This is a genomic window from Paenarthrobacter sp. YAF11_1, from assembly GCF_052113445.1.
Classification (GTDB): Bacteria; Actinomycetota; Actinomycetes; order Actinomycetales; family Micrococcaceae; genus Arthrobacter.
This window is the reverse complement of sequence record NZ_JBFRDF010000003.1, coordinates 181,825-205,663: the sequence shown is the minus strand read 5'-3', so window position 1 is coordinate 205,663 and position 23,839 is coordinate 181,825. Positions and strand designations below refer to the sequence as shown.

At 63.6% G+C, this 23,839-nt stretch carries 23 protein-coding genes; 12 read left to right on the top strand and 11 right to left on the bottom strand.

Annotated elements, in window-relative coordinates:
• Positions 1–122: 122 nt before the first annotated feature.
• Positions 123–674 carry a prepilin peptidase gene (locus AB4Y77_RS06505; RefSeq protein WP_442013339.1) on the bottom strand — a complete coding sequence of 184 codons (552 nt, stop codon included), beginning with the start codon at positions 672–674 and terminating at the stop codon, positions 123–125.
• A gap of 61 nt (positions 675–735) precedes the next feature.
• Between AB4Y77_RS06505 and AB4Y77_RS06500 the strand changes: the two genes are divergently transcribed.
• Together AB4Y77_RS06500 and AB4Y77_RS06495 are read left to right on the top strand one after the other, a co-directional pair.
• Positions 736–1,497, top strand: coding sequence for a hypothetical protein (locus tag AB4Y77_RS06500; RefSeq protein ID WP_311213151.1), 762 nt, complete (start codon positions 736–738; stop codon positions 1,495–1,497).
• Positions 1,498–1,627: 130 nt separating this feature from the next.
• On the top strand, positions 1,628–2,293 hold the full coding sequence (locus AB4Y77_RS06495; protein WP_442013338.1) for a GNAT family N-acetyltransferase: 666 nt from the start codon (positions 1,628–1,630) through the stop codon (positions 2,291–2,293).
• A gap of 104 nt (positions 2,294–2,397) precedes the next feature.
• Here the strand turns inward: AB4Y77_RS06495 and AB4Y77_RS06490 are convergent, their stop codons facing one another.
• Both AB4Y77_RS06490 and AB4Y77_RS06485 read right to left on the bottom strand, forming a co-directional pair.
• On the bottom strand, positions 2,398–3,987 hold the full coding sequence (locus AB4Y77_RS06490; RefSeq protein WP_442013337.1) for a PhoH family protein: 1,590 nt from the start codon (positions 3,985–3,987) through the stop codon (positions 2,398–2,400).
• A gap of 42 nt (positions 3,988–4,029) precedes the next feature.
• Positions 4,030–4,836, bottom strand: a complete 807-nt coding sequence (locus tag AB4Y77_RS06485; RefSeq protein ID WP_311213148.1) for an isoprenyl transferase — start codon at positions 4,834–4,836, stop codon at positions 4,030–4,032.
• Between the two features lie 107 nt (positions 4,837–4,943).
• On the opposite strand from AB4Y77_RS06485, the gene trhA reads away from it, so the two are divergent.
• Positions 4,944–5,585: a PAQR family membrane homeostasis protein TrhA gene (trhA, locus tag AB4Y77_RS06480; protein WP_311213147.1), complete on the top strand. Its 642-nt coding sequence runs from the start codon at positions 4,944–4,946 to the stop codon at positions 5,583–5,585.
• A gap of 16 nt (positions 5,586–5,601) precedes the next feature.
• Here the strand turns inward: trhA and AB4Y77_RS06475 are convergent, their stop codons facing one another.
• The 3 genes from AB4Y77_RS06475 to mca form a co-directional block, all read right to left on the bottom strand.
• On the bottom strand, positions 5,602–7,644 hold the full coding sequence (locus tag AB4Y77_RS06475; protein ID WP_442013336.1) for a thioredoxin domain-containing protein: 2,043 nt from the start codon (positions 7,642–7,644) through the stop codon (positions 5,602–5,604).
• Positions 7,622–7,993 (bottom strand): hypothetical protein, encoded by a 372-nt coding sequence (locus AB4Y77_RS06470; RefSeq protein WP_442013335.1) that lies wholly within the window; start codon positions 7,991–7,993, stop codon positions 7,622–7,624. The genes AB4Y77_RS06475 and AB4Y77_RS06470 overlap by 23 nt, the downstream gene beginning before the upstream one ends.
• A 103-nt stretch (positions 7,994–8,096) precedes the next feature.
• Positions 8,097–9,002 (bottom strand): mycothiol conjugate amidase Mca, encoded by a 906-nt coding sequence (mca, locus tag AB4Y77_RS06465; RefSeq protein ID WP_311213144.1) that lies wholly within the window; start codon positions 9,000–9,002, stop codon positions 8,097–8,099.
• A 74-nt stretch (positions 9,003–9,076) separates the two neighbouring features.
• Between mca and AB4Y77_RS06460 the strand changes: the two genes are divergently transcribed.
• Complete coding sequence (locus AB4Y77_RS06460; RefSeq protein ID WP_311213143.1) at positions 9,077–9,535, top strand: DUF4307 domain-containing protein; 459 nt, start codon at positions 9,077–9,079, stop codon at positions 9,533–9,535.
• 152 nt (positions 9,536–9,687) lie between these two features.
• Entirely contained in the window at positions 9,688–10,182 is a 495-nt protein-coding gene (gene greA, locus AB4Y77_RS06455) for a transcription elongation factor GreA (RefSeq protein WP_024820099.1), read from the top strand.
• A gap of 159 nt (positions 10,183–10,341) precedes the next feature.
• On the opposite strand, the gene AB4Y77_RS06450 is transcribed toward greA, so the two are convergent.
• The 4 genes from AB4Y77_RS06450 to AB4Y77_RS06435 form a co-directional block, all read right to left on the bottom strand.
• On the bottom strand, positions 10,342–10,959 hold the full coding sequence (locus AB4Y77_RS06450) for a rhomboid family intramembrane serine protease (protein ID WP_442013334.1): 618 nt from the start codon (positions 10,957–10,959) through the stop codon (positions 10,342–10,344).
• A 14-nt stretch (positions 10,960–10,973) separates the two neighbouring features.
• On the bottom strand, positions 10,974–12,212 hold the full coding sequence (gene ilvA / locus AB4Y77_RS06445) for a threonine ammonia-lyase (RefSeq protein WP_311213141.1): 1,239 nt from the start codon (positions 12,210–12,212) through the stop codon (positions 10,974–10,976).
• A gap of 3 nt (positions 12,213–12,215) precedes the next feature.
• Positions 12,216–13,496: an AI-2E family transporter gene (locus AB4Y77_RS06440; protein WP_311213140.1), complete on the bottom strand. Its 1,281-nt coding sequence runs from the start codon at positions 13,494–13,496 to the stop codon at positions 12,216–12,218.
• 85 nt (positions 13,497–13,581) lie between these two features.
• Positions 13,582–14,532, bottom strand: a complete 951-nt coding sequence (locus AB4Y77_RS06435; protein ID WP_311213139.1) for an aldose 1-epimerase family protein — start codon at positions 14,530–14,532, stop codon at positions 13,582–13,584.
• A 99-nt stretch (positions 14,533–14,631) separates the two neighbouring features.
• Here AB4Y77_RS06435 and galT point away from each other — a divergent pair, with 99 nt between their 5' ends.
• From galT to AB4Y77_RS06420, 3 genes are all read left to right on the top strand, one after another.
• Positions 14,632–15,783, top strand: a complete 1,152-nt coding sequence (gene galT, locus AB4Y77_RS06430; protein ID WP_311213138.1) for a galactose-1-phosphate uridylyltransferase — start codon at positions 14,632–14,634, stop codon at positions 15,781–15,783.
• Positions 15,780–16,940 carry a galactokinase gene (galK, locus tag AB4Y77_RS06425; protein WP_311213137.1) on the top strand — a complete coding sequence of 387 codons (1,161 nt, stop codon included), beginning with the start codon at positions 15,780–15,782 and terminating at the stop codon, positions 16,938–16,940. Before galT ends, galK begins: the two co-directional genes overlap by 4 nt.
• A gap of 62 nt (positions 16,941–17,002) precedes the next feature.
• A complete protein-coding gene (locus tag AB4Y77_RS06420; protein WP_442013333.1) occupies positions 17,003–18,241 on the top strand; it encodes an acetyl-CoA C-acetyltransferase in 1,239 nt (412 codons plus the stop codon).
• A 155-nt stretch (positions 18,242–18,396) separates the two neighbouring features.
• On the opposite strand, the gene AB4Y77_RS06415 is transcribed toward AB4Y77_RS06420, so the two are convergent.
• Positions 18,397–19,308: a Bax inhibitor-1/YccA family protein gene (locus AB4Y77_RS06415; RefSeq protein ID WP_311213135.1), complete on the bottom strand. Its 912-nt coding sequence runs from the start codon at positions 19,306–19,308 to the stop codon at positions 18,397–18,399.
• Positions 19,309–19,726: 418 nt separating this feature from the next.
• Between AB4Y77_RS06415 and AB4Y77_RS06410 the strand changes: the two genes are divergently transcribed.
• From AB4Y77_RS06410 to AB4Y77_RS06395, 4 genes are read left to right on the top strand one after another with little or no spacing between them, the layout of a single operon-like run.
• Complete coding sequence (locus tag AB4Y77_RS06410; RefSeq protein ID WP_311213134.1) at positions 19,727–21,061, top strand: branched-chain amino acid ABC transporter permease; 1,335 nt, start codon at positions 19,727–19,729, stop codon at positions 21,059–21,061.
• 9 nt (positions 21,062–21,070) lie between these two features.
• Positions 21,071–22,039, top strand: coding sequence for a branched-chain amino acid ABC transporter permease (locus AB4Y77_RS06405; protein WP_311213133.1), 969 nt, complete (start codon positions 21,071–21,073; stop codon positions 22,037–22,039).
• Positions 22,036–23,028 (top strand): ABC transporter ATP-binding protein, encoded by a 993-nt coding sequence (locus AB4Y77_RS06400; RefSeq protein ID WP_311213132.1) that lies wholly within the window; start codon positions 22,036–22,038, stop codon positions 23,026–23,028. Before AB4Y77_RS06405 ends, AB4Y77_RS06400 begins: the two co-directional genes overlap by 4 nt.
• On the top strand, positions 23,025–23,795 hold the full coding sequence (locus AB4Y77_RS06395) for an ABC transporter ATP-binding protein (protein ID WP_311213131.1): 771 nt from the start codon (positions 23,025–23,027) through the stop codon (positions 23,793–23,795). The genes AB4Y77_RS06400 and AB4Y77_RS06395 overlap by 4 nt, the downstream gene beginning before the upstream one ends.
• Positions 23,796–23,839: the final 44 nt, after the last annotated feature.

Below are 23,839 nucleotides of genomic sequence, written 5' to 3'. Positions count from 1 at the left end.
AGCACCCTCCTGCTGCCTTCAAGCACATCCAAACACTCGCTGGGCTAAGCATGCCGCAGCACGGTGAAGGCGAAAATACGGGCACGGTTGCAGTTCGGCCGCAGTTGGCGCGGTGGGAAGCCTCATGCGGGTATCAGCACCATGGCAGCTGCTGCCCCCGCCAACATGAACGGACCAAAAGGAATGGCCGAACGCAGGGTACCGCGGCGAGACATCAGGATGGCCAGGCTCCACAGTCCGCCCAGAATGAAAGCGGCGAATGTCCCCGCGAACACGTGGCTCCACCCCAGGTACCCCAAGTAGAGGCCCAGCACACCCGCCAACTTGACGTCACCAAAGCCCATGCCGGGCGGGTGGATGAGCCTCAACACGAAGTAGAAAAGCCACAGCACAGCGCCTCCTGCGAGGACCCTGAGTCCGGGCACAGCGAACAGGTCCGCAGACAGGTGACGGTCCGGACCGGCATCGGCGAAGAATGTCAGGAGCGATGCCGCCAGCAACAACGCCCCTGCCACGGCGTACGACGGAAACACAATGCGGTTGGGCAACAGGTGGCTCCGCACGTCTATCACCGTGAGCCGAACAGCCATCACCACGAAGTACAGGCACGCGGCCATCACCAGCCAGAAGCCCAGCGGGCTGGCGTCCCAGAGGTCGGAGAGTCGTCGGATCACCCTCGGATGCTATCCCGCTTTGGCCGCAGGGCACGCTTGAAGGGCTAGGTAAACTGTGGATATGGGGAGCTACAGCGCAAGAGGACAGGGATTCGACTTGTCCTCCACATTCCGGAATCTTTGCCGTTCTTCGCCGTGGAAATGGACGAGCCTCCGCTTCGAATACCTGGAACGGCCCGGGACGGGCGCCACCATGGTCCGCGCATGGCTGAGGCGGCCGGGCGCTCTTCGCCTGGAAACACCGGACGGCCAATTGCTGCACAGCACCACGGGCATCAACGACTCCCGGGATGATCTGTACGTGTCCTCAACACGCCGCTCATGGTTGCTTCCGGCCCATCTGGTGACACCCGTTTACGACGACGCCGGTTTGGTCAGGCGGCGTCCAGAGGCTGCCTACGGTGAGCCCTCCTTCGGCAACGGCCGACTTGCCGCTGCCCTGGATCCCGTGGAACTAGCCGGCAACGCGCCGGTTCCCCTCGAATTCCCGGACACGAACCGCGTCTTCCTGGAGGAACCCCGGGAAGTGGACCACGAAGGCCGCCTCGCGTTGGAAACCATCGTCACCCGCAGCAGGACCTATGTTCCCTCGGATCCTGCCGAGCCTTTGGCCCACACCGGACGAACGTTGATCAGGATCGACGCCGGCACAGGGGTTTGCGTTGCCAGCCAAAGCCTCGACGGGGACTCGTCAGGAAAAGGACATTGGCTGAAGATCCTGGCCGTGGACGAGTACATGCTGGACGACCTTTTCCTGGCTGAGTCCATGAACCTCACGGACGTTCGACGCCACATCCCGTGGGACATCGGCCCGGCCGCCTGACGAGCGCCCGCCCTCGCCGAGGAGCGAGCTCCCGGCAGTATCGAAGCGCCAAAGTCCCGAGACCCAACCCCTCGACGAGCTTCTTGCGACGTGACTCGCATGGCTCCCGCCGCCGGGCTAAGCTACGGCGATGACATCGCTGGCAGACATCTGGCCCCCGTTCGGACTTACCCTCACCACCCCGAGGTTGATCATCCGCCCAGTTTTCGACGACGACATCCCGGCCGCTGTCGCCGCGGCGCGTTCAGGTGTCCACGAGCCCGGCAAGAGCCCGTTCAGCACCCCGTGGACCGATCTCCCGGACAATGAACTCGCTCCCAATATGGCCCAGTGGTACTGGCGCTGCCGCGCCAACTTCACCAAGGAATCCTGGACCCTCCTCCTGGCGGTCTGGAATGACAACGAGTTCCTCGGCGTCCAGGACATCGGCGCCAAGAACTTCAACACCTTGAAAACAGTCGGCACTGGCTCCTGGCTCAAGCAGTCCGCCCAACGGCGGGGGTTCGGCAAGGAGATGCGGGCCGCCGTCGTCAGCTATGCCTTTGATCACCTCGGTGCCGAAGTCGCCGAGTCCGAGGCTGCCTCCTGGAATCAACAGTCCCTGGGCGTCTCCACCAGCCTTGGTTACGAACCCAACGGCATTTTCCGCGATGGCTGGGGAGACTCAGTCCAGGAAGTCCAAAAAGTCCGCCTCACCCCAAGCACCTTCAAACGCCCGGACTGGACCCTCAAAGTCCAAGGCCACGAAGCCTTCTCCTCCTACCTCGGAATCGGACAACGTCCGGCGGGTGGCTGAAAGGCGAAGGCCAGGCATCCGGCAGCGTGCGTCAGAAGCGAGGAACGAGCTAGCACGCAGAGGATGTCTGGCCTTCACCTTAGGCGGGCACGGCCTCGATGGGGTTAGATTTCAGCCCCTTCGAGCAGCTCCGTCACCAGCGCTGCAATCGGCGACCGCTCCGAACGGGTCAGCGTGATGTGTCCGAACAGCGGGTGGCCCTTGAGCGTCTCGACGACGGCCGCAACACCGTCGTGCCGCCCTACCCGGAGGTTGTCGCGCTGGGCGACGTCGTGGGTGAGGACGATCTTGGAGTTCTGCCCGATACGGCTCATGACAGTGAGGAGGACGTTCTTCTCGAGTGACTGTGCTTCGTCCACGATCACGAAGGCGTCGTGCAGGGAACGTCCGCGGATGTGGGTCAGGGGCAGGACTTCGAGCATGCCCCGGTCCATGACTTCCTCAACGACTTCTTGGCTCACCAAGGCGCCAAGGGTGTCGAACACGGCCTGGGCCCAGGGGTTCATCTTTTCGGACTCGGATCCGGGGAGGTAGCCGAGCTCCTGGCCGCCTACGGCGTACAGGGGGCGGAAGACCACCACTTTGCGGTGCTCACGGCGTTCCAGGACGGCTTCCAGGCCCGCACAGAGGGCCAGCGCGGACTTGCCCGTGCCCGCTCGCCCACCGATGGACACAATGCCGACGGCGAGGTCCATGAGCATGTCAATGGCGAGCCGCTGCTCGGCCGAGCGTCCGTGGAGGCCGAAGACATCGCGGTCGCCCTTGACGAGGCGGACTTGTTTGTCCGCCCCTACCCTGCCCAGCGCGGATCCGCGATTTGAGAGAAGGACCAGTCCGGTGTTGACGGGGAGTTCTGCGGCAGCGGGGATGAAGACCGGTTCGTGGCCGTAAAGGGTGGTGATTTCGTCGTCGTTGGCCTCCACCTCAGCCATCCCGGTCCAGCCGGAGTCCTTGACGAGTTCGTTGCGGTACTCGTCGGCCTGAAGTCCCATGGCGGATGCCTTGACGCGCATGGGGAGGTCTTTGGAGACCACGGTAACGTTGTGGCCTTCGTTGGCCAGGTTCTTGGCCACAGCCAGGATGCGGCTGTCGTTGTCGCCTCCACGGAATCCTGCCGGCAGCACCTCGGGGGAAATATGGTTCATTTCCACCCGCAGCATTCCGCCGTCCTTCCCGATGGGAATGGAATGGTCAAGGCCGCCGTGTTCGATCCTCAGATCGTCCAGGAGCCGCAATGCTTTGCGGGCGAAGTATCCGAGCTCGGGATCGTGGCGTTTTCCTTCCAGTTCGCTGATGACCACGATGGGGACGATGACTTCGTGTTCAGCGAATCGCAACAAGGCATGGGGGTCGGACAGCAGGACGGACGTGTCGATCACGTAGCTCCGGCCTGTGACGGACTTTTTGGTCCGCGCTGTTTGTGGGACCCTCTTGGCGCGAGAGGTAGCTGCACTTTCCCCGTCGGAAACCATTGCGGGCAGTTGCTCAGAAATAGCCACATCGACTCCAGCCCCGGGCAGTTCGCCCGGCCTAATGGTGAAGCGGCTCGGCCGGAAGGCCGGGCGTGGCCTCCCATGTAACTGGTGCGATGATCCGCTCCATGTACTGGCCTCCCCGATCAGCGGGCGGTTTTGCCTGCTGATGTGATTAACGTAATCCCGGACACATTCATTTCCGCAACCCACGCCCGGCAAGTCGCATGTCCGGCTCGTTAATTTTTGATGAACCGGAAAGCCCTAGGCTCCATAGCGGCGCTGGCGCCCGGCATAATCCCTGAGTGCGCGAAGGAAATCGACCTTACGGAATGCCGGCCAGAGTGCTTCGCAGAAGTAGAACTCGCTGTAAGCGCTTTGCCACATCAGGAAGCCCGAGAGCCGTTGCTCGCCGGACGTGCGGATGACCAGGTCAGGATCAGGCTGGCCGCGGGTGTAAAGGAACCGGGAGATGTCGTCCACCGAAAGTTCATCTGCGACGTCGGTCATCTTCCGCCCCTTGGCGGCGGCGTCGTGCAGGAGTTCCCGTACGGCGTCGACAATTTCGCGGCGGCCGCCGTAGCCCACGGCAACGTTGACGTGGATTTTTTCGTGGACCGGCGTGCGGGCCGTCAGTTTGTTGAGGCGTTCGGCGAGATAGTCGGGCAGGAGCTCGGGAGCACCCATGGCGTGGACAGAGACGTCCGAGTCCTCATCGAGACGGTCCATGGTGTTGGCAATGATGCCCATGAGGAGGTCCAGCTCTTCACCGGAGCGGTTCATGTTGTCTGTGGAAAGCATGTAGAGCGTCACTACTTTGACGCCGAGCTCCTGGCACCAGCCGAGGAATTCGTGGATTTTGTCCGCTCCGGCCTGATGTCCCTGGCTGGTGGGTGCATTGAACTGGCGTGCCCACCGGCGGTTGCCGTCCACCATGACACCGATGTGCCGCGGGATCTGGTCCTGCTTGAGGGAGCGCAGGAGCTTGCGCTCATAGAAGCCATAGAGGAAACCGGGCAGCTCCACCGGACTCTCACCTGACTTCCTTGCTTGTACGACGACGACGCACATCCTAGGCTACCGTCCCCAGCTGGCGAGCTGGTGCAGTCGGGGGTCAAATTCCCTCCACCCATTGTTACCCTGCAGTAACTTACCGGAACGTAAGTTATGGTTTAACCATGGCTGAGCTCCTCGAAACCAAGCCCGTCTGGCGCGGGTGGATCCATGCTGTTGCGGCTCCTTTTGCCCTCGCTGCGGGGATCGCCCTGATCACAGTGGCACCTACACCGGACCGCAAAATCACCTCCGCCATCTACGCGTTGACCGGCTTCCTCCTGTTCGGAGTCAGCGCCGTGTACCACCGGGGAAACTGGTCCCCCAAGGTCCGCATGGTCCTGAAGCGGCTGGACCACACGAACATCATGTTGGTCATTGCCGGCAGTTACACCCCGCTGGCCTGGTCCCTGCTGGAACGTTCCGAGGCTGTCACTCTGCTGTGGCTTGTCTGGTCCGGGGCGATCGTGGGAGTGCTCTTCCGGATCCTATGGACGCACGCACCGCGCTGGCTCTACGTTCCCGTCTATATCGCCCTTGGCTGCGGAGCGTTGTTCTACTTGCCGCAGTTCTTCACTGCCAATGCCCCTGCCGCGATCCTGATCTGCGTGGGCGGCGCCCTGTACATCGCAGGCGCGGTGTTCTACGCCACCAAGAAGCCCAACTTCAGCGTCAAGCACTTCGGCTTCCACGAACTCTTCCACGCCTTCACCGTATTGGCCTTCGCGGCCCACTTCATCGCCATCATGATGGCAGTGCTGAGCTAGGCCGACATCGACCGACTCAGTCGCCTGCTCCCATGGCCGCCAAGCGGGCCCGGACAGCAGCTGCGTCCCCCAGCGGCCGTTCGCACACCATGTCCCGGCACAGGTAGACCTGCGGGAAGCCGTCCGGCGTGCCCGACCGGTGGAGAAGCAGCGGCTCGCTGGGATCCCGTGCCGGTACCCCGCCGTCGTCCGCCTGCACGGCGACCACCAGCCCGGGGCTGGGAGACGTCAACAGCGTGCGGTGCAGTTGGCGCTTCAGCGGCGAATCAGGGCCTGCGACGGCGGCCTCCACCGGCCCTGCGAGCGCGGCTTGCGCGGTGGCCAGGAGCCATCCGGCAACGCGCGGTGCACGGGTTGCGAGGGCCGGGAGCAGGCCCAGGATGGTGCCTGCCATGAGCCGATGCCCGTGGGATCCGGAATAGGCGGCATAAGACAGGAGAACACCGGCAAACCCCGCAGCACCGCTGGGCATGGCGTTGTCGAACGGGTCCAGGCCTAAGTGCTGACCCTGGGCGTTGAAGACCTGCGCGGACTCCCCTGTCGAGTCGGCAAGCTGTCCGTTCTCCACGAAACGAGTGCACGCAGCGAGCACCAACTTCTCCGCCAGCAGGTACCAGCGTGTATTGCCCGTCACCGCATAGAGGGCAAGGAAGCCATCAGCGCAGAACGCGTAGTCCTCCAGCAGACCGCCAATTCCACGTGCGGCCCCGGCCTCGGCGAGTCCGGCTACCGCGAGCCCGTTCCAGCCGGCCACCACCTTCTCATCCCTGGCTGGCTGGTTCCTGAGGTTGCGCGCCGAAAGCAATACGGGCGCCACACGCTCCCAAAGCCGCCGATCGGCGTCGGACAGCTTCCGTGCCGGGTGAAGCGGCGAGCCAAACTCCGAGACTGTCCCTTCAGGTCCAATGTTCATCATGCGCGCCACCTGCACGGCGTCATCGGCGCCCAGGACGTCGGTCAAGGATTCCAGCGTCCACAGATACGTGGCGCCCTCGTGATGAACGCCGTCAAAAACCGTGTCGGCGTCCAGGGAGGAAGCCAAAGCGCCGCCTGGCAGCCTCAGCGACTCCAGCATCCAGTCTGCGCATCGTGACGCCACAGCCGCCGCTTCGTCGGCTGAATAGACCTCGTTGCCACCCAACCGCACCCAGTGCGCATAGACACGGAGCAGTTGGGCATTGTCGTAAAGCATCTTCTCGAAGTGCGGGACGGACCAGTCCGCCGTCACCGAGTAGCGGGCAAATCCGCCGTCGAGCTGGTCGCGCAAGGCCGAGCGCGCCATGCCCGCCAAGGCTCGTCCAGCCATATCCCTGGCGGCGTCAGCGGTATCGGAAGGCACAGCCGCGTGCCTGATGAGGAACTCCAGAACCGCCGACGGCGGGAACTTGGGCGCGTTGCCGAACCCACCGGCGTCGGGGTCTTCAGAGCGGGCCAGCAGCGCCACGGCATCCGGAAGGAGGGAAGCATCCAGCAACCCGGGTGGGTCGTCGAGCCGCACCGCCGCGGACACGTGCCCATCGGCCATGCTGGCTGCCAGTCCGCGGGCGTTCTGTTCCACTCCATCACGACGCTCCATCCAGGCTTCATGGACGGCCTCGAGGACGTTGCGGAAGGACGGCTTGCCGGGCAGCGGAACGGGCGGGAAATAGGTTCCCGCATGAAAGGCGAGTCCGTCAGGCGTGAGGAAGACGGACATCGGCCAGCCGCCCTCACCGCTGATGGCCTGCGTTGCGGCCATGTAGACGGAATCGACGTCCGGGCGCTCCTCCCGGTCCACCTTTACCGGGACGAAGTGGGCATTGAGGTAGCCGGCAGTTTTCGTGTCTTCAAAAGACTCGTGGGCCATGACGTGGCACCAATGGCATGCCGCATAGCCAATGGAAAGGAAAACCGGGACATCACGTTCGGCGGCGATAGCAAAAGCTTCGTCGCCGAACGGGCGCCAGTGCACGGGGTTGTCCGCGTGCTGCCGCAAATAGGCAGAAGGTTCCGAGCCCAGGGTGTTGCTGGCCCAGGGCGAACCGCTACCGGAGGATTCAGCGGGTCCGGGGACCGGCATCGTCGTTCTCATCCGAGGCGCGGCCGGCAGACGATGCGCCAGGCGCTCCGACAGTGCCGTCGTCGGCCGGATTGCCGGCCTCCGCAACCGGGTCCTCCGCAGCCTGGTCCTCCGCAGCCGGGCCGTCCTCGGCCGCCATGCGTGCTTCCTCCACCTGTGCCCGGTACCGGACGCGTCGGATGCGTCGAACCATGTCCACGATGAGGAACGTGGTCAGGATGACGATGAAGGCCGTGAGGACAAAGCCCCACGTACCGGGCGTCACCTGGTCCTCGGACAGGCCGGGCCGCAGCGTGCCCGAGGGGTTGGGCGACGGAGTGACGGTCAGGGCGAGAATCAAGTGGTGCACGTTCAAACCTTCTATGGGAGCTGATGCATGCCGACAGGCAGCGTAGCCGGAAGCTGGTTGGCCTGGCGGCAATTTCTACGGGCGATAGAAACTGCCGGAGTGTCTATCTTATCCCCGCGAACAGGTCCTTCTCCGGCAGCTCGGACGGGACGGTGGACTTGATGAGGGTGTAGTCCTCCCACGGCCACGCAGTGCGCTGCAGATCCGGCGATACTGCGAAGAAGAACCCGAGAGGATCGATCTGCGTCCGGTGCGCCCGGAGAGCGTCGTCGCGCGCCTCGAAGAAATCGCCGCAGTCCACCTGGGTGGTGGTCTGGTGTCCCGGGGGAACGGGAGTATGCCCCTCGGCATCGGCTTCCAGCCACGCGGCCAGTCGCTCGGCGTAGGGAGACTGCAATCCGGCCTCTTCCAGCGCAAAGTGCAGCGCGCGGAAACGTTCCGGACTGAAGGCACGGTCGTAGTAAAGCTTGCTCGGGGCCCACGGCTCCCCCATGCCCGGATAGCGGTCCGGGTCGCCGGCCGCATCAAAGGCTTCCACCGCCACCTTGTGGGCCATGATGTGGTCCGGGTGCGGGTAGCCCCCGTTTTCGTCGTAGCTCAGAATCACGTGTGGCTTGAAACTGCGGACCAGCCGGACCAGGGGCGCCGTGGCCCGTTCCAGGGGCTGGAGCGCGAAGCATTCCGGCGGCAGCGGCGGCAGCGGATCCCCCTCCGGAAGGCCCGAATCCACAAAACCGAGCCACCGTTGCTGGATTCCCAGGACGGCAGCGGCGTTGGCCATCTCCAGACGCCGGGCACCGGCCATATCCCTTTTGGGGTGGGGTGCGTCTTCCATGGCGGGGTTCTGGATGTCACCGCGTGAGCCATCAGTGCACGTAGCGACCATCACGTCCACTCCCGCGGCGGCGTACATTGCCATGGTTGCCGCGCCCTTGCTGGACTCATCATCCGGGTGGGCGTGGACGGCGAGCAGCCGCAGCTGCTGGTCGGAACTGCTGGACGCTGTCACGTGACGGCTCCTCTTTCGTGGATCAAGCTGTGTGGGCGGTGATGGGGCGCCGGGATCGGCACTAAACTGGACGGGTGACTTCAGAGGACCTATCGGCCACCCAAGTACCGGCAAGCACCAGCCTAGCCAATCGCTACGGCGGTCAAAAGCGCGCCATGACCCGCAAAACCAAGCGGAACATCGTCATCGGTGCCCTGGTCATCGGGATTGGGTTCGCCGCCTATGTGGCCACCGGTTCCGCGCAAGCCCCTGTCACCTTCAAGGACATTGGGTACAGCACCGTGGACGGAACCCAGGCGGAGGTGGACTACCAGGTCACTAAATATCCCGGAGCCACGGCCCAATGCGCCATTAAAGCGCTGGATTCCAAGTTCGCGGTGGTGGGCTGGAAGGTCGTGGAAATCGGCCCCAACGATCCCCAGGACGACCCCGACGGCGGCAGCACCACCGTTCAGCGCACGGTCCTGCGTACCGAGTCACCGGCTGTTTCAGGAGTGGTGGACAACTGCTGGATCACGGACAGCGGTAAATAACATTCATGTGACCCATGCCTCAACCGGTTTGGGTTCGTCCAAAGGATTTACTACAATGGATGAAACCTTCACCCCGTTAAGTTGGTTACTGAGTTCCACTAGTGGCCACCTCGGCGGGGTCTTTTGCATTGTCAGATCTAGAGGAGAAATCCGTGTCTACCACCAATAGCGCCACTGCGGCTTGGCTCACCCAGGAAGCTTTCGACCGCTTGCAGGCTGAGCTGGACCACCTTTCCGGCGCTGGCCGGGCGGAAATCGTCCAGAAGATCGAAGCTGCCCGCCAGGAAGGCGACCTGAAGGAAAACGGCGGCTACCACGCAGCCAAGGAAGAGCAAGGCAAGATCGAGGCCCGCATCCGCCAGCTCACAGCCCTGCTTCGCGACGCCCATGTTGGCGAGGCCCCTGCCGATGACGGAATCGTCGAGCCCGGCATGCTGGTCGTTGCCCGCATCGCCGGTGACGAAGAGACGTTCCTGCTGGGCTCCCGCGAAATCGCCGGGGACTCGGATCTGGACGTCTTCAGCGAGAAGTCACCCCTGGGTGCTGCCATCATCGGCCACAAGGAAGGCGACAGCCTGAGCTACGTCGCCCCCAACGGCAAGGAAATTCCGGTGGAGATCGTCTCCGCCAAGCCTTACGTCGCCTGATCAGCGGCTCACCGGCCCGAAACACACGACGCCGGCCCACCCCTTAGCGGGGCGGGCCGGCGTTTTTCGTGCGGGCACCCAGGCGCGCATTCACCCAACTAGGGGACAGCACATGCTCCAATGAGCACTCAATAGAGCAGGTGCTGTCCCTCAGTTGGGTCAGAGGGCGGCGGGCGTGGACTTGGGACGTAACAGGACGGCTGCGATGATGCCGCCAACAGCTCCGCCGAGGTGCGCCTGCCAGGATACGTAACCCATCACCGTGGGCAGCACGCCAAAGAGAATGCTGCCGTAGGCCATGAACAGCACCACAGAGAGCAGAATCTGCCACCAGTTCCGGTTGAAGAAACCGCGGACCAGCAAGAACGCGAAGAATCCGAACACCAGTCCGGACGCTCCCACCGTCACCCCTCCCCCGCCGATCAGCCACACAGCAAGCCCGGAGCCCAGCCAGCTGAAGGCCAGCGCGGTGATAAAGACACGAAGGCCGGACAGGAACACCAGGAAGCCGAAGATGATCAGAGGCAGAGTGTTGGAGAGCAGGTGGTTGAAGTTCGCGTGCAACAGCGGGAACGTCAGGATGTCCAGCACACCGTCCATGGAACGGGAGCGCAGTCCAAAGGTGGAGTTCAGGCCGTGGCGCATCAGCGTGTTGAGAATCTCGATGACATAGAGCAGGACGACGAAGCCGCCCATGAAGAGCAGGCCACCCTTCGCCCGGCCGGCCAGCGACTCCCGGTCCGCTTCTTTGGATCCTTCAGGCGTTCCCAGCACCATGGGTGCTCCTCCCGTCAGTGCACCACGATCGGCTGGAAGCCCTCGGCCCGCAGTGCGCCGAGAACCTGCTCCCCATGTTCGTGGCCTTTGGTTTCCAGGTTGATGGTGATGGAGACGTCGCCCATGCTGATGGAACCACCCAAGCGGGTGTGATCCAGCCCGGTGACGTTGGCGTCGTTCTCGGCGATGATCCGCGCGATCGTGGCCAAGGAGCCGGGGCGGTCATCCAGCATCATGCGGACGGTCATGAACCGCCCTGCGGCCGACAGGCCGCGCTGGATGACTTTGAGCATGAGCATGGGATCGATGTTGCCACCCGAAAGCACGACGGCGGTGTTCCCCGGGTTTTCGATCTTGCCATCCATCAGCGCGGCTACTCCGACGGCACCGGCAGGCTCGACCACCATCTTGGCCCGCTCCAGGAGGAAGATCAGCGCCCGCGCCAGGGAGTCTTCACTGACAGTGACAACATCGTCCACCAGCTCGCGGATGATGCTGAAAGGCAGCTGCCCCGGACGGCCCACGGCGATGCCGTCAGCCATGGTGGTGACCTTCTTGAGCGGTACCAGTGCGTCAGCGGCCAGCGACGGCGGGTAGGCGGCGGCATTTTCCGCCTGGACGCCGATCACCCGGATCTCACGGCCGAGCTCCTTGGCCCTGGCCTTGATGGCCACTGCCACTCCGGCCAGGAGTCCACCGCCGCCGACGCCCATGAGGATGGTGTCCACGTTGGGGATCTGGTCCAGGATCTCCAGTCCGATGGTTCCCTGGCCTGCAACGACGTCCACATTGTCAAAGGGGTGGACGAACACAGCGCCGGTCTCGTCGGCGTAGCGCTGCGCTTCGGCGAGTGCTTCGTCCACGTTGTGGCCGTGGAGGATGACTTCCGCGCCGTGGCTGCGGGTAGCTGCCAGCTTGGGAAGGGCCACACCGAGGGGCATGTAGATGCGGGCGTTGATGCCCAGGCTCTTTGCGGCCACCGCCACACCCTGGGCATGGTTGCCTGCGGAGGCGGCCACCACGCCGCGCTTCTTTTCTTCCTCCGTCAGCCGGGCCATGCGGACATAGGCGCCGCGGACTTTGAAGGACCCTGCACGCTGCAGATTCTCACACTTGAAAAAGACGTTGCCGCCCACGAGGCTGCCAAGAGCACGGGACGACTCCACCGGAGTCTTGGTAATAATGCCCTCGAGCAGCTCCTGCGCCTTGAGGACATCGTCCAGCGTGACGGGCAGGGTTTCGAGGGTATTCACTGACTATTCTCCTTTAGTGGTGTCGGCGGCAGGGTCCTCAGCAGAGGGGCGTCCTGCGGCCTTGTTCTTGCCTGCGATGCCTCTTCCGAGGCGGGATTCGGGCTTGGGGAGGTGAACCTCCTTGAAATTGGCGTCTCCGCCCGGCCCCGCAGAAGCGGTAGCCGGTTGAAGCTCCAAACCGCCCAATCCTTCATCATGTTCCCACGTCCGCCCGGCAATGTACCGAACCGCCGTATTTACTACGGCGAGCAACGGGACCGCGAACAGCGCTCCGGGGATGCCTGCGAGGTAGGAGCCTGCTGCCACCGAGAGGATCACGGCTACGGGGTGCAGCGACACGGCCTTGCCCATCACCAGCGGCTGCAGGATGTGGCTTTCGAGCTGCTGGACCAGCAGGACGATTGCCAGCATGATGAGGGCGTTGATGGGCCCGTTGGCTACGAGCGCAAGAAGCACCGCAATGGCTCCCGTAACAAGGGCACCCACTACCGGGATGAACGAGCCGATGAACACCAGGACCGCCAAGGGAAGTGCCAGGGGAACCTGGATGATGGCAGCGCCCACACCGATGCCCACAGCATCCACGAACGCCACGAACATCTGGATGCGCACGTAGCTGACCATGGACGTCCACCCACGACGCCCGGCGCCGTCAGTGGCCTTTCGCGCGGTCTTGGGCAGGAGACGGACCAGGAAGGCCCAAATGCGGCTGCCCTCGAGCAGGAAGAAGATGAGGATGAAGAGTGCCAGGACGAGTCCCGCGGCAAAGTGTCCGGCGGTGCTGCCAAAGGACAAGGCGCCGCTGAGGATGCTGCTGCTGTTGTTTTGCAGCGCGTTGGCACCATCGGCAATGTACTGGTCTATCTGGTCTGCCGTCAGGTGGAGGGGACCATCTGCCAGCCACGTCTGGATCTGTTGGATGCCGGCCAAAGCCTCCTGCCAGAGCTCGCCGAAGCCGGAGGCAAGCTGCCGTCCCACCAGGGCGAGGGCGCCGGCGATGACGCCGATGAAGGCCACCACGGTGATGGCGACGGCAGCCCCGTTAGGCACCTTGCGGCCGCGGAGCCAGGCCACCACCGGATACAGCAGGCCGGCCAGAAGGGCAGCCACCATGACCGGGATGATGAGGAAGCTGACCTTGCCCAGGAGCCAGACCAGGGCACCGATCATGAGCAGGATCAGCCCTGCCCGCCACGACCAGGCAGCAGCAATTCGCACCCCGTAGGGGATGTCTTCGGCAATTTGGCGGTCAGAGCGGGATTTGGCGTCCGGTGTTGGCGTCATGAACCCATAATTCCGTAGGCCACGCCGTATGGGAAACCGGCCCGCGCAGCCGGCAGCAAACGATGAGGCAGCACGTACCAAATGCCTAGAGGGATGCGGTAACACCCCAGCTCATGGTGAACGCCTCGCCGGGGACCAGCCATCGCAGGCCGTCACCGCTGTTGAAGGCGTTGGCAGGGCCCGTCATGGGCTCAATGGCCACTGCTTTGGAGCGGCCGGGGAAGGTATCTGTGACAAAAACGTGGACGTACGGAGACAGCTCGTCCTGTTCGAGACTGACGCTGCGGCCATCAGGCGCTGTCAGCGTATGGCGGGCCACGCCGCCGTCGTACGCCAGGTCGGTCAAGGCGACATCAATCAACAGGTCATTCACCGCAGTGCCGGCGGAAAGATCGTACAGGCCGTCAGCCGCAGCTGTGCTGCGGGGAATCAGCCGCTCATCGGCCACCAGCCGGGTACGGGCGTGCACCGTCAGGACCAGGTCCTCGGTAGCGACGTCGCCCAGGCGCAGGTAGGGGTGCGCCCCGAGCACAAAGGGCGCCCTGTCCTCGGAATCGTTAACCAAGGTCTGTCGGACGCGGAGGTCCAGTGCCTCGTCCAGCTCATAGCGGACCAGGTGCCGGACCAGGAAAGGGTAGCCGTGCTGCGGGAAGACGCTGGCTTCGAGCGTCACGCTGAACTCTGATTCGTCCACCAGGGTGTAAGCGGCGTTCCGCAGCAACCCGTGGCTGGCGTTGTTGCGGGAGACCTCGGTGATATCGAGTTGCTGCTTCTTGCCCTCGAGGTACCAGACCCCGTCCTCCACGCGGTTGGCCCATGGCGCCAGGGTGATGCCCGTGGCGCCCGGGGGGATCTGGTGGTCATCGTAGCTTTCCGTCAGTTGCACGCCGCCACGGGAGTAGAGGCGCAGCCCGGCAGCAAGTTCGGTGATGACGGCGAGCGCATCGCCCCTGCGAAGCTCGAACTGCCTGCCCGTGGCGAAGCGGCGGGATTCGGACGTGAGCGGGTTATCGGCGGGTGAAGGCGAGGCAGACATGGCAATACCGTACTTCATTCCGAAATCCGGAGCTCAACGTCAAATGTTAGCTTTTGTTAGAAACTATGCGTTTTTGGTCACTTGTGGAATAATAAACCCATGAGTCGCATCACCAGCACCCGCCTTGCGGACAGCCGCGAGCTGATCTACTTCGACGACCCCGGCACTCCGGAGCGAACACCGGAATCACTGGTGGACCACCGCGAGCTTCCAGCCCGTGGCGAGCCCGGCGAAGTCCGGTACGACGCCCTGTCGGGTGACTGGGTCGCCGTCGCTGCGCACCGCCAGGCCCGCACGCATCTGCCGCCTGCGGACCAGTGCCCTATCTGCCCCACTACGGCGGCGAACCCCTCGGAAATCCCGGCATCGGATTACGACGTTGTGGTGTTCGAGAACCGCTTCCCCTCCCTGGGCCCTGCCCTGGGTGACATTCCCCCGCTGCCCGCACCGGGCGCCAGTGGCCACGGGACCACCGGGCCGGCATTCGGCCGATGCGAAGTAGTCGCCTTCACCCCGCAGCACACCGGCTCCTTCGCAGAACTCGGCGAGACCCGCGCACGCACGGTCATTGAGGCGTGGGCGCAGCGGACCGAAGCGCTCAGTGCCTTGCCGGGCATCCAGCAGGTCTTCCCGTTCGAGAACCGCGGCGCGGACATCGGCGTCACCCTGCATCACCCGCATGGACAGATATACGCGTACCCGTACGTCACGCCGCGCGCCGCCCAGCTCGGTGCTGTCGCCCGGAAGTACTACGACGACGTCGACGGGAAGGAAACGCTGGCGGCGTCGCTCCTCAAGGCTGAACGCCAAGACGGCAGCCGCATGGTGCTGGAGGCCGAACACTTCAGCGCCTACGTCCCCTTCGCCGCGCGCTGGCCCCTGGAAATCCACCTGGTCCCCCACCGCAGTGTCCCGGACCTCGCAGCGCTCACGGGTGCAGAACGCGATGAACTTTCGCACGTCTACCTTGACCTGCTCAAGCGCCTCGACTCCCTCTACCCAACCCCCATGCCGTATATCTCCGCATGGCACCAGGCACCGCTGGAGCCGTCCCTGCGGCCTGCGGGCCAGCTCCACCTGCAGTTGACGTCGCCCCGTCGCGCAGCCGATAAGCTCAAGTACTTGGCCGGCTCGGAGGCCGCGATGGGAGCGTTCATCAACGACACCACCCCCGAAGCCGTGGCGGAGCGTCTCCGCAACGTTGCCGCAGCACCGGCATCCCCCAAGACCCTGGAAGGCACCCGAGCATGACCACCACTACCGATACCAGCGTCCTCGCCGCCCGCTTCCAGGAAACGTTCGGAGCAGCCCCCGACGGCGTGTGGCAGGCACCGGGACGCGTCAACCTGATCGGCGAGCATACCGACTACAACGAGGGCTTCGTGCTGCCCTTCGCCATCGACAAGACAGCAAAAGTGGCCTTGCGCGTCCGCGACGACTCAAGGGTACGCATGCTGTCCACGTTCGGCGGTCACGGACTGGTGGAGGCCGACCTTTCAGAGCTGGAGCCGGGCTCGGGCGAAGGCTGGTCCCGCTACCCGCTGGGTGTCGCCTGGGCCCTCACGGAGCGTGGAATCACAGTGCCCGGCTTCGATCTCCTGCTCGACTCTGACGTTCCGTCTGGCGCCGGCCTTTCTTCCTCCCACGCTATTGAGTGCGCCGTCATCAGCGCCCTGAATGAGCTCACCGGAGCCGGACTCGCCGCCGAGGACCTCGTACTGGCCACCCAGCGGGCCGAAAACGTGTACGTTGGCGCACCCACCGGAATCATGGACCAATCGGCGTCCCTGCGTGGCGCCAAGGGACAGGCTGTCTTCCTGGACTGCCGCGACCAGCACGTGGACCTGGTCCCGTTCGACGCCGAAGCCTCCGGCCTGGTCCTGCTGGTCATCGACACCAAGGTCTCGCACTCACATGCCGACGGCGGTTACGCATCCCGACGCGCGTCCTGCGAGTTGGGTGCCGAGATCCTGGGCGTCAAAGCACTGCGCGACGTCGGTGTGGAACGTTTGGAGGAAGCCTCCGGACTGCTGGATGAGACCACCATGAAGCGCGTGCGCCACGTGGTTACCGAGAACGACCGCGTGCTGCAAACCGTGGACGCTCTCGGCAGCCAAGGACCCGCCAGCATTGGTCCCCTGTTGGATGCGAGCCACGTTTCCATGCGCGACGACTTTGAGATCTCCTGCCCTGAACTGGATCTCGCCGTGGACACCTCGCGCGCCAACGGCGCCATCGGTGCCCGCATGACCGGCGGCGGGTTCGGTGGCTCGGCCATCGCGCTGACACCGGTGGGCCAGGAGCAGCAGGTGCGCGACGCCGTCGTGCGTTCCTTCGCTGAGGCCGGTTACACCGCGCCGGACATCTTCACGGTAACTCCGGCGGCAGGCGCCCGCCGTTTGGCCTGACACTTCGGTGATTTCCAGTAACCGCCCGGCGCTGGTGCAGGCGCCGGGCGTAAGCTGTGGCCATGACTGAGGCTGTCATTGTTTCCACTGCCAGAAGCCCCATTGGCCGCGCCTTCAAAGGTGCCCTGAGGGACGAGCGCCCCGATGATCTCGCCACCGCCATGGTGCAGGCCGCCCTCGCTAAAATTCCGGCGTTTGAGCCAGGCGCCGAGGATGGTCGGGGGCTGGACGACCTCCTTCTGGGCTGCGCCGAACCCAGCGGGGAAGCCGGCTCCAACATGGCACGCGTGGTGGCCGTCCTGGCCGGAATGGACCGGGTACCGGCAGCCACCATCAACCGCTTCTGCGCATCAAGTCTGCAGACGCTGCGGATGGCCTTCCACGCCATTAAAGCCGGGGAAGCCAACGCGATCGTTTCCGCCGGGGTGGAGAGCGTATCCCGCTACCAGAACTGGGCAGGTGCCGGCGAAACGGACACCGCCAACCACAACCCTCTTTTCGAGTCGGCGGCCCAACGCACGGCGTCCCGCGCCGCATCCAATATCCCGTGGACTGATCCCCGATTGGGAGGCCGTTTGCCGGACATCTACATCTCCATGGGCCAGACAGCAGAGAACGTTGCCACCAGCCATGGCATCAGCAGGGCCGAGCAGGATGAGTGGGGCGTCCTGAGCCAAAACCGCGCCGAGGCGGCCATCTCCTCGGGCTTCTACTCCCGCGACATCACCCCCTACACCCGCAAAGACGGCACCGTGGTAGATCGGGACGATTCTCCGCGGGCGGGAGTGACCCTTGAAGCAGTGTCCGCCCTGCAGCCCGTCTTCCGTTCCGATGGGACGGTCACCGCCGGCAACGCGTGCCCCCTCAACGACGGCGCCGCGGCCGTGGTGGTCATGAGCGATACCCGGGCCCGCGAGCTGGGCCTGCAACCGCTGGCCAGGGTGGTGTCCACCGGAGTGAGCGCCCTCTCCCCAGAGCTCATGGGCATGGGCCCCGTTGAGTCCACCCGGCGGGCCTTGGCACTGGCCGGGCTGACCATGGACGACATTGATCTCGTGGAGCTCAACGAAGCCTTCGCCGTGCAGGTGGTGGCAAGTGCACGTGAGCTGGGCATCGACCCTGCCAAGCTCAACGTCCACGGTGGCGCCATCGCCTTGGGACACCCCTTTGGCATGACCGGTGCACGGATGACCAGTACGCTCCTGAACGGGCTCAAGGAGCGCGATGGAACCCTGGGGCTTGCAACGCTGTGCGTTGGTGGCGGGCAGGGAATGGCCGTGGTTTTCGAGCGCCTGAGCTGACCGCGAGGGGTTGGCTGACCGCGAGGGGTTGGATCTCGCCTCTTTGAGCCTTCGCTTACAGTCGAGACCTCGCCCCTCACGGACACAAAAATGCCCCCGAAGAGTCTTCGGGGGCATTTCGCGTTGGCTTACTTTGCAGGTTGGGCCCGCAGCAGTTAGTCGTCGCCTCGCAGGATGGCCAGGAGGCGGATGATTTCGACGTAGAGCCAAACCAGCGTGACCGTGAGGCCGAAGGCTGCAACCCAGGAGTAACGCTCCGGGGCGCCGGCGCGGACGCCTTCTTCGATGCTGGTGAAGTCCATGATCAGCGAGAAAGCTGCCAGGCCGATGGCCAGGATGCCGATGAAGACACCCAGCGGGATGCCTGCGATTTCCATGCTGGTCCGGAGGCCGAACGGCTCCTGGACAGCGCCGGTCCACATCATGACCATGTTGATCAGCGCGAAGACCGCGTAACCAATAGTGGCGATCATGAAGAAACGCACCATCTTGGGGGTGGCGCGGACCTTGCCGCTCTTGAAGAGCACCAGGGTGACGCCGAAGACTGCCAGCGTACCGATGACAGCCTGGAGGCCGACGCCGGGGTACATGCCGTCGAGGATGCGGGTGAGGCCGCCCAGGAACAGGCCTTCCAGACCGGCGTAAGCAAGGATCAGTGCCGGTGAAGGCTGCTTCTTGAAGGTGTTGACCAGTGCCAGGACGAAGCCGCCCAGTGCGCCAACGATCATGAGCATGGTGGAGAGGGCGGGAGCTACGAAGAGCGTCACACCGGCACCGATCACCAGGACCACGAGGCAGGCGACAGTCTTCATGATGACGTCGTCATAGGTCATGCGGCCGGTGTCGGCGGGGCCGGCAGCCGGCTGGTTGTACATCTGCTGCAGCTGTTCATTGGTCATGTTCTGCTGCTGGGCAGACCACGCGGCCTGGCCATCCATCACCTGGGCAGGCGCCCGACCGGGTGCCTGGTTAAACTGCTGGCCGTACGGGTTCTGCGGTACAGGCGGGGCCTGCTTTGCTCCACGGAAATTCTTTCCGTTGAAGACTGGGTTTCCGCCAAGTGCCATTGCGGGTGTCCTCCTGAAAAAGGGCTAAGTGATAATTCACGGTACCAATTACCACGCGCGCGTGGCAGGGAAAGTTCCCTTGTTCACCCAGACGAAACGCAACCGTGACACGAAAGCGGCAGAGTGGCAGCGGCGGGGACCCTCCGGAACGTTTAGAAGCACCCTTACTCAACAAAGGTTTACTTAAGTACAGCTACATCATAAGTTGCCTATAGCTTCACAGTTGTTATCCGATCGCGATGTTTGCACCCCCGAACTGGGCATTTATTCAGCCCACTGAGCGGTAACATAGGCCACACATGGGTGACTTAGATCACAATCGAGGCAGCTAGGCAAGAACTGTTCACAAGCCCCATTTACCGTTCGCACCGGCTGCAATGGCGCAGCCGGGACCACCCCCACTGTGGAGGTTTCCATTTTGAGAAGCACACTGCGCGACCCGTCCATCAGACGGTCCAAGGGACTACAGAGAGTTGTGGGGGCGCTGTTCGCAGCCCTCATCGCCACTCTGTTGATCGCCGCCCCCTCGGCACAGGCAACCACCCCATCGCCTTCGCCGTCACCGACGACATTCCAAAACAACATCAGCGGGTTCCTCCGCGATGATGCCCGGGCACCCATACCCGGCGTCAAAATCAAAGCCTCAGGCAACGGGTTCGAAGGTGACGCCACCTCCGGAGCCAATGGCGCGTGGACCATCGGTGTCCCCGTCCAAGGTACTTACACCATCGAGCTGGACACCTCCACCTTGCCGGAGGGCATCGCACTGGCCGAGGGCCAGGACAATCCCCGCGATGTCACGTTCAGCCAGACCTCCAACCTGTCGGTGATCTTCGCCTTCGGTGAGGGCATCGTGGTCCAACAGCAGGACTTTGGCCAGAACCTCCTCAACCGCCTGGTAGCGGGCCTGAGCTTTGGCCTCCTTCTTGCCCTTGCCTCCGTGGGCCTGTCCCTGATCTTCGGAACCACGGGCCTGACCAACTTCGCCCACGGCGAGATGGTGACGTTGGGCGCCGTCCTCGTCTTCATGTTCAACGGATTCGGACTCCCCTTCTGGCTGGCGATCCTGCTGGCATTGATAGGTGGCGGGCTCTTCGGCTACGTCCAGGACGCCGGACTCTGGCGTCCACTGCGGAAGCGCGGCTCCGGCCTCGTTCCCATGATGATCGTCAGCATTGGCCTGGCCTTGGCCATCCGCTACGTCATCCAGTTCTTCTTCGGTGGAGCAACCCAGCAGCTGCCCGGCGCGCAAAGCGCGGAAATCCAGATAGGGCCTGTATCCATCTCCCCGAACAACCTGTGGTCGCTGGTCATCAGCGCCGTGGTCATCGCCTTGATCGGCATCGTCCTGCTGAAGACCCGTTTGGGCAAGGCAACCCGCGCTGTAGCGGACAACCCGGCACTGGCAGCTGCCTCCGGCATCGACGTCGACTCAGTCATCCGCATCGTCTGGATCGTTGGCGGCGTCCTCGCCTCCCTCGGTGGCATCCTGTGGGCGTACTACCGTCCGGGCGTCACCTTCGACATGGGCTCGCAGATCCTGCTTCTCATCTTCGCCGGCGTGACACTCGGTGGTTTGGGAACCGTCTTCGGCGCCTTGATCGGCTCGATCGTCGTCGGCATCTTCGTGGAACTGACTACTGTGTTCGGCCTTCCCGCCGACCTCAAGTACGTCGGTGCACTGTTCATCATGATTGTTGTTCTTCTGTTCCGACCGCAGGGTATCCTCGGCCGGCGTGAGCGTGTGGGTTAGGAGCGGGCCATGGACTTCGGATTCATTTTCTCCAGCGCCCTTGGCGAATTATTCAGTCCGACGACGGCGGCGTACGCACTTGCCGCTTTGGGCCTTGCGGTTCACTTCGGCTACTCAGGCCTGCTGAACTTCGGCCAGGCCGGCTTTATGGCGGTTGGTGCCTACGGTTTCGCCATCTCTACCCTGAGCTTCGACGCTCCGTTCTTCCTTGCACTGATCATTTCCATTCTCTGCTCGGTGGTTTTCGCCTTCATCCTCGGTATTCCCACCCTCCGGCTACGCGCCGACTACCTGGCTATTGTCACCATCGCAGCGGCGGAAATTGTCCGCTACGTAGTCACCACCAACCAGCTCACCAGCGTCACGGGCTCGGCCAACGGTTTGGCAGCATTCGAGAACACGTTCTACGCCATGAATCCCTTCCCCGAGGGGTCCTACATGGGCATGAACAACCGAGACTTCTTCATCCGCGTAGCCGGCTGGGGACTCGTGATCGTGTGCTGCGTGCTGGTGTGGCTCCTCATGCGCAGCCCGTGGGGCCGTGTCCTGAAGGGCATCCGCGAAGACGAGAATGCTGTCCGCTCGCTCGGTAAGAACGTCTACGCCTACAAGATGCAGGCGCTGATCATCGGTGGTGTGCTGGGCGCTTTGGCGGGCATGATCTTCACGCTCCCCCGCGGCGCTGTCCAGCCGTCCAACTACGGCACGGAACTGACGTTCTTCCTGTGGACCTGCCTCCTCCTCGGTGGCATGGCCACTGTCCTGGGGCCGGTCATCGGAGCCATGATCTTCTGGGTTGTCCTGTCCCTGACCCAGAGCCTGCTCTACGGCCTTATCGAATCAGGGGCAGTCACCTGGCTGACCACCGTCCAGGCCGGCCAGTTGCGCTACATCCTGGTGGGTGTCGCGCTGATGCTCCTGATGATCTTCCGCCCGCAAGGCGTCTTCGGCAATAAGAAGGAGCTTGCTTTCGCATGAGTGAGACCAACGAACGCAATACCGAAAATATCGACTACATGACCGATTCGCGGCCCATCGCCGTCGGGGAAAACACCCCCGGCTGCAAGAAGCGCGATCCCATTGTGGTGGCAGAGGACGTCACCCGGTCCTTTGGCGGCATCAACGCAGTGGACGTCGAGTACCTCGAGATTCCGCGCCACAAGATTACCGCTTTGATCGGTCCCAATGGCGCCGGCAAGACCACCCTGTTCAACCTGCTCACGGGCTTTGACACTCCCAATACGGGCAAGTGGCAGTTCGAGGGCAACAGCCTGGCAGGCGTTTCCTCCTACAAGGTGGCACGCATGGGCATGGTGCGCACGTTCCAGCTGACCAAGGTGATGGGCAAGCTGACCGTCATGGAGAACATGCGGCTCGGCGCAGCGGACCAGCCCGGCGAACGACTCTCCAAGGCCCTGTTCAAGGGCATGTGGGGAGGCCGCGAGAAGGAAATCACGGCCCAGGCCAACGTGCTGTTGGAGAAGTTCAAGCTGGATTCCAAGAAGGACGACTACGCTGCGTCCCTCTCGGGTGGCCAGCGGAAGCTGCTGGAAATGGCACGTTCCCTGATGGTGCGGCCCAAGCTGGTGATGCTCGATGAGCCCATGGCCGGCGTGAACCCGGCGCTGACGCAGTCACTGCTGGACCACATCAAGAACCTGAAGGCTGAAGGCATGACCGTGCTCTTCGTAGAACACGACATGAACATGGTCCGGCATATCGCGGACTGGGTTGTGGTCATGGCCGAAGGCAAGGTGGTGGCTGAAGGACCTCCGGGCGAAGTCATGAAGAACCCTGCCGTCATCGACGCCTACCTTGGCGCCCACCACGACGTCGACCTCGGAGACGCAGAGGGTATTAAGGTGCTTGAGGCAGAGCTCGAGGCCGACGAAGAGTCGGTGGTGGGTACTGAGGACGCCGGCATCCTGTCCGACATCGTTGAAACCAAGAAGGAGGATGGGAAATGAGCAGCCCCGCCGCAATGCCCGCCTCAGCAGATGCTCCGGCAGGCGATTCCGTCGTCAAAGTCACCAACCTCGTAGCCGGGTACATTCCCGGCGTCAACATCCTTAACGGCTGCAGCATCGAGGCCCGCAAGGGTGAGTTGATCGGCATCATCGGCCCCAACGGCGCCGGCAAGTCCACCTTGCTGAAGGCCATGTTCGGCCTGGTGAAGGTCCACTCCGGCACCGTGGTGGTCCGGGGCCAGGATCTCACGGGCTTGAAAGCCAACAAGCTGGTCACCCAGGGCGTCGGCTTCGTCCCGCAGACCAACAACGTGTTCGCTGCACTGACCATCGAAGAGAACCTCCAGATGGGCATGTTCCAGCGTCCCAAGGCCTTCGCTGAGCGCTTTGACTTTGTGACCAGCCTTTTCCCGGAACTGGCAAAGCGTCGCGCCCAGCGGGCGGGGTCACTCTCCGGCGGTGAACGCCAGATGGTGGCCATGGGCCGGGCGCTCATGATGGACCCGGCCGTCCTGCTACTCGACGAGCCGTCGGCAGGCCTCTCCCCCGTCAAACAGGACGAAACCTTCCTCAGGGTCCATGAGATCAATCGTGCTGGTGTCTCGGTCATCATGGTGGAACAGAACGCCCGCCGCTGCCTGCAGATCTGCGACCGCGGCTACGTGCTGGACCAGGGCAAGGACGCGTACACGGGTACCGGCCGTGAGCTCATGAAGGACCCCAAGGTCATTCAGCTCTATCTGGGCACCCTGGCGGACGAGGTCTAAGCACCGCATCCACACACCACGGAAGGCCCCGGGACAACACCCGG

Excerpts from the sequence above, each read along its gene's own strand:
- AB4Y77_RS06500 (WP_311213151.1), top strand. The coding sequence starts at position 736 with ATGGGGAGCTACAGCGCAAGAGGACAGGGATTCGACTTGTCCTCCACA.
- AB4Y77_RS06495 (WP_442013338.1), top strand. The coding sequence starts at position 1,628 with ATGACATCGCTGGCAGACATCTGGCCCCCGTTCGGACTTACCCTCACC.
- AB4Y77_RS06485 (WP_311213148.1), bottom strand. The coding sequence starts at position 4,836 with ATGTGCGTCGTCGTCGTACAAGCAAGGAAGTCAGGTGAGAGTCCGGTG.
- trhA (WP_311213147.1), top strand. The coding sequence starts at position 4,944 with ATGGCTGAGCTCCTCGAAACCAAGCCCGTCTGGCGCGGGTGGATCCAT.
- AB4Y77_RS06475 (WP_442013336.1), bottom strand. The coding sequence starts at position 7,644 with ATGCCGGTCCCCGGACCCGCTGAATCCTCCGGTAGCGGTTCGCCCTGG.
- AB4Y77_RS06450 (WP_442013334.1), bottom strand. The coding sequence starts at position 10,959 with ATGGTGCTGGGAACGCCTGAAGGATCCAAAGAAGCGGACCGGGAGTCG.
- AB4Y77_RS06440 (WP_311213140.1), bottom strand. The coding sequence starts at position 13,496 with ATGACGCCAACACCGGACGCCAAATCCCGCTCTGACCGCCAAATTGCC.
- AB4Y77_RS06435 (WP_311213139.1), bottom strand. The coding sequence starts at position 14,532 with ATGTCTGCCTCGCCTTCACCCGCCGATAACCCGCTCACGTCCGAATCC.
- galT (WP_311213138.1), top strand. The coding sequence starts at position 14,632 with ATGAGTCGCATCACCAGCACCCGCCTTGCGGACAGCCGCGAGCTGATC.
- galK (WP_311213137.1), top strand. The coding sequence starts at position 15,780 with ATGACCACCACTACCGATACCAGCGTCCTCGCCGCCCGCTTCCAGGAA.
- AB4Y77_RS06420 (WP_442013333.1), top strand. The coding sequence starts at position 17,003 with ATGACTGAGGCTGTCATTGTTTCCACTGCCAGAAGCCCCATTGGCCGC.
- AB4Y77_RS06415 (WP_311213135.1), bottom strand. The coding sequence starts at position 19,308 with ATGGCACTTGGCGGAAACCCAGTCTTCAACGGAAAGAATTTCCGTGGA.
- AB4Y77_RS06405 (WP_311213133.1), top strand. The coding sequence starts at position 21,071 with ATGGACTTCGGATTCATTTTCTCCAGCGCCCTTGGCGAATTATTCAGT.
- AB4Y77_RS06400 (WP_311213132.1), top strand. The coding sequence starts at position 22,036 with ATGAGTGAGACCAACGAACGCAATACCGAAAATATCGACTACATGACC.
- AB4Y77_RS06395 (WP_311213131.1), top strand. The coding sequence starts at position 23,025 with ATGAGCAGCCCCGCCGCAATGCCCGCCTCAGCAGATGCTCCGGCAGGC.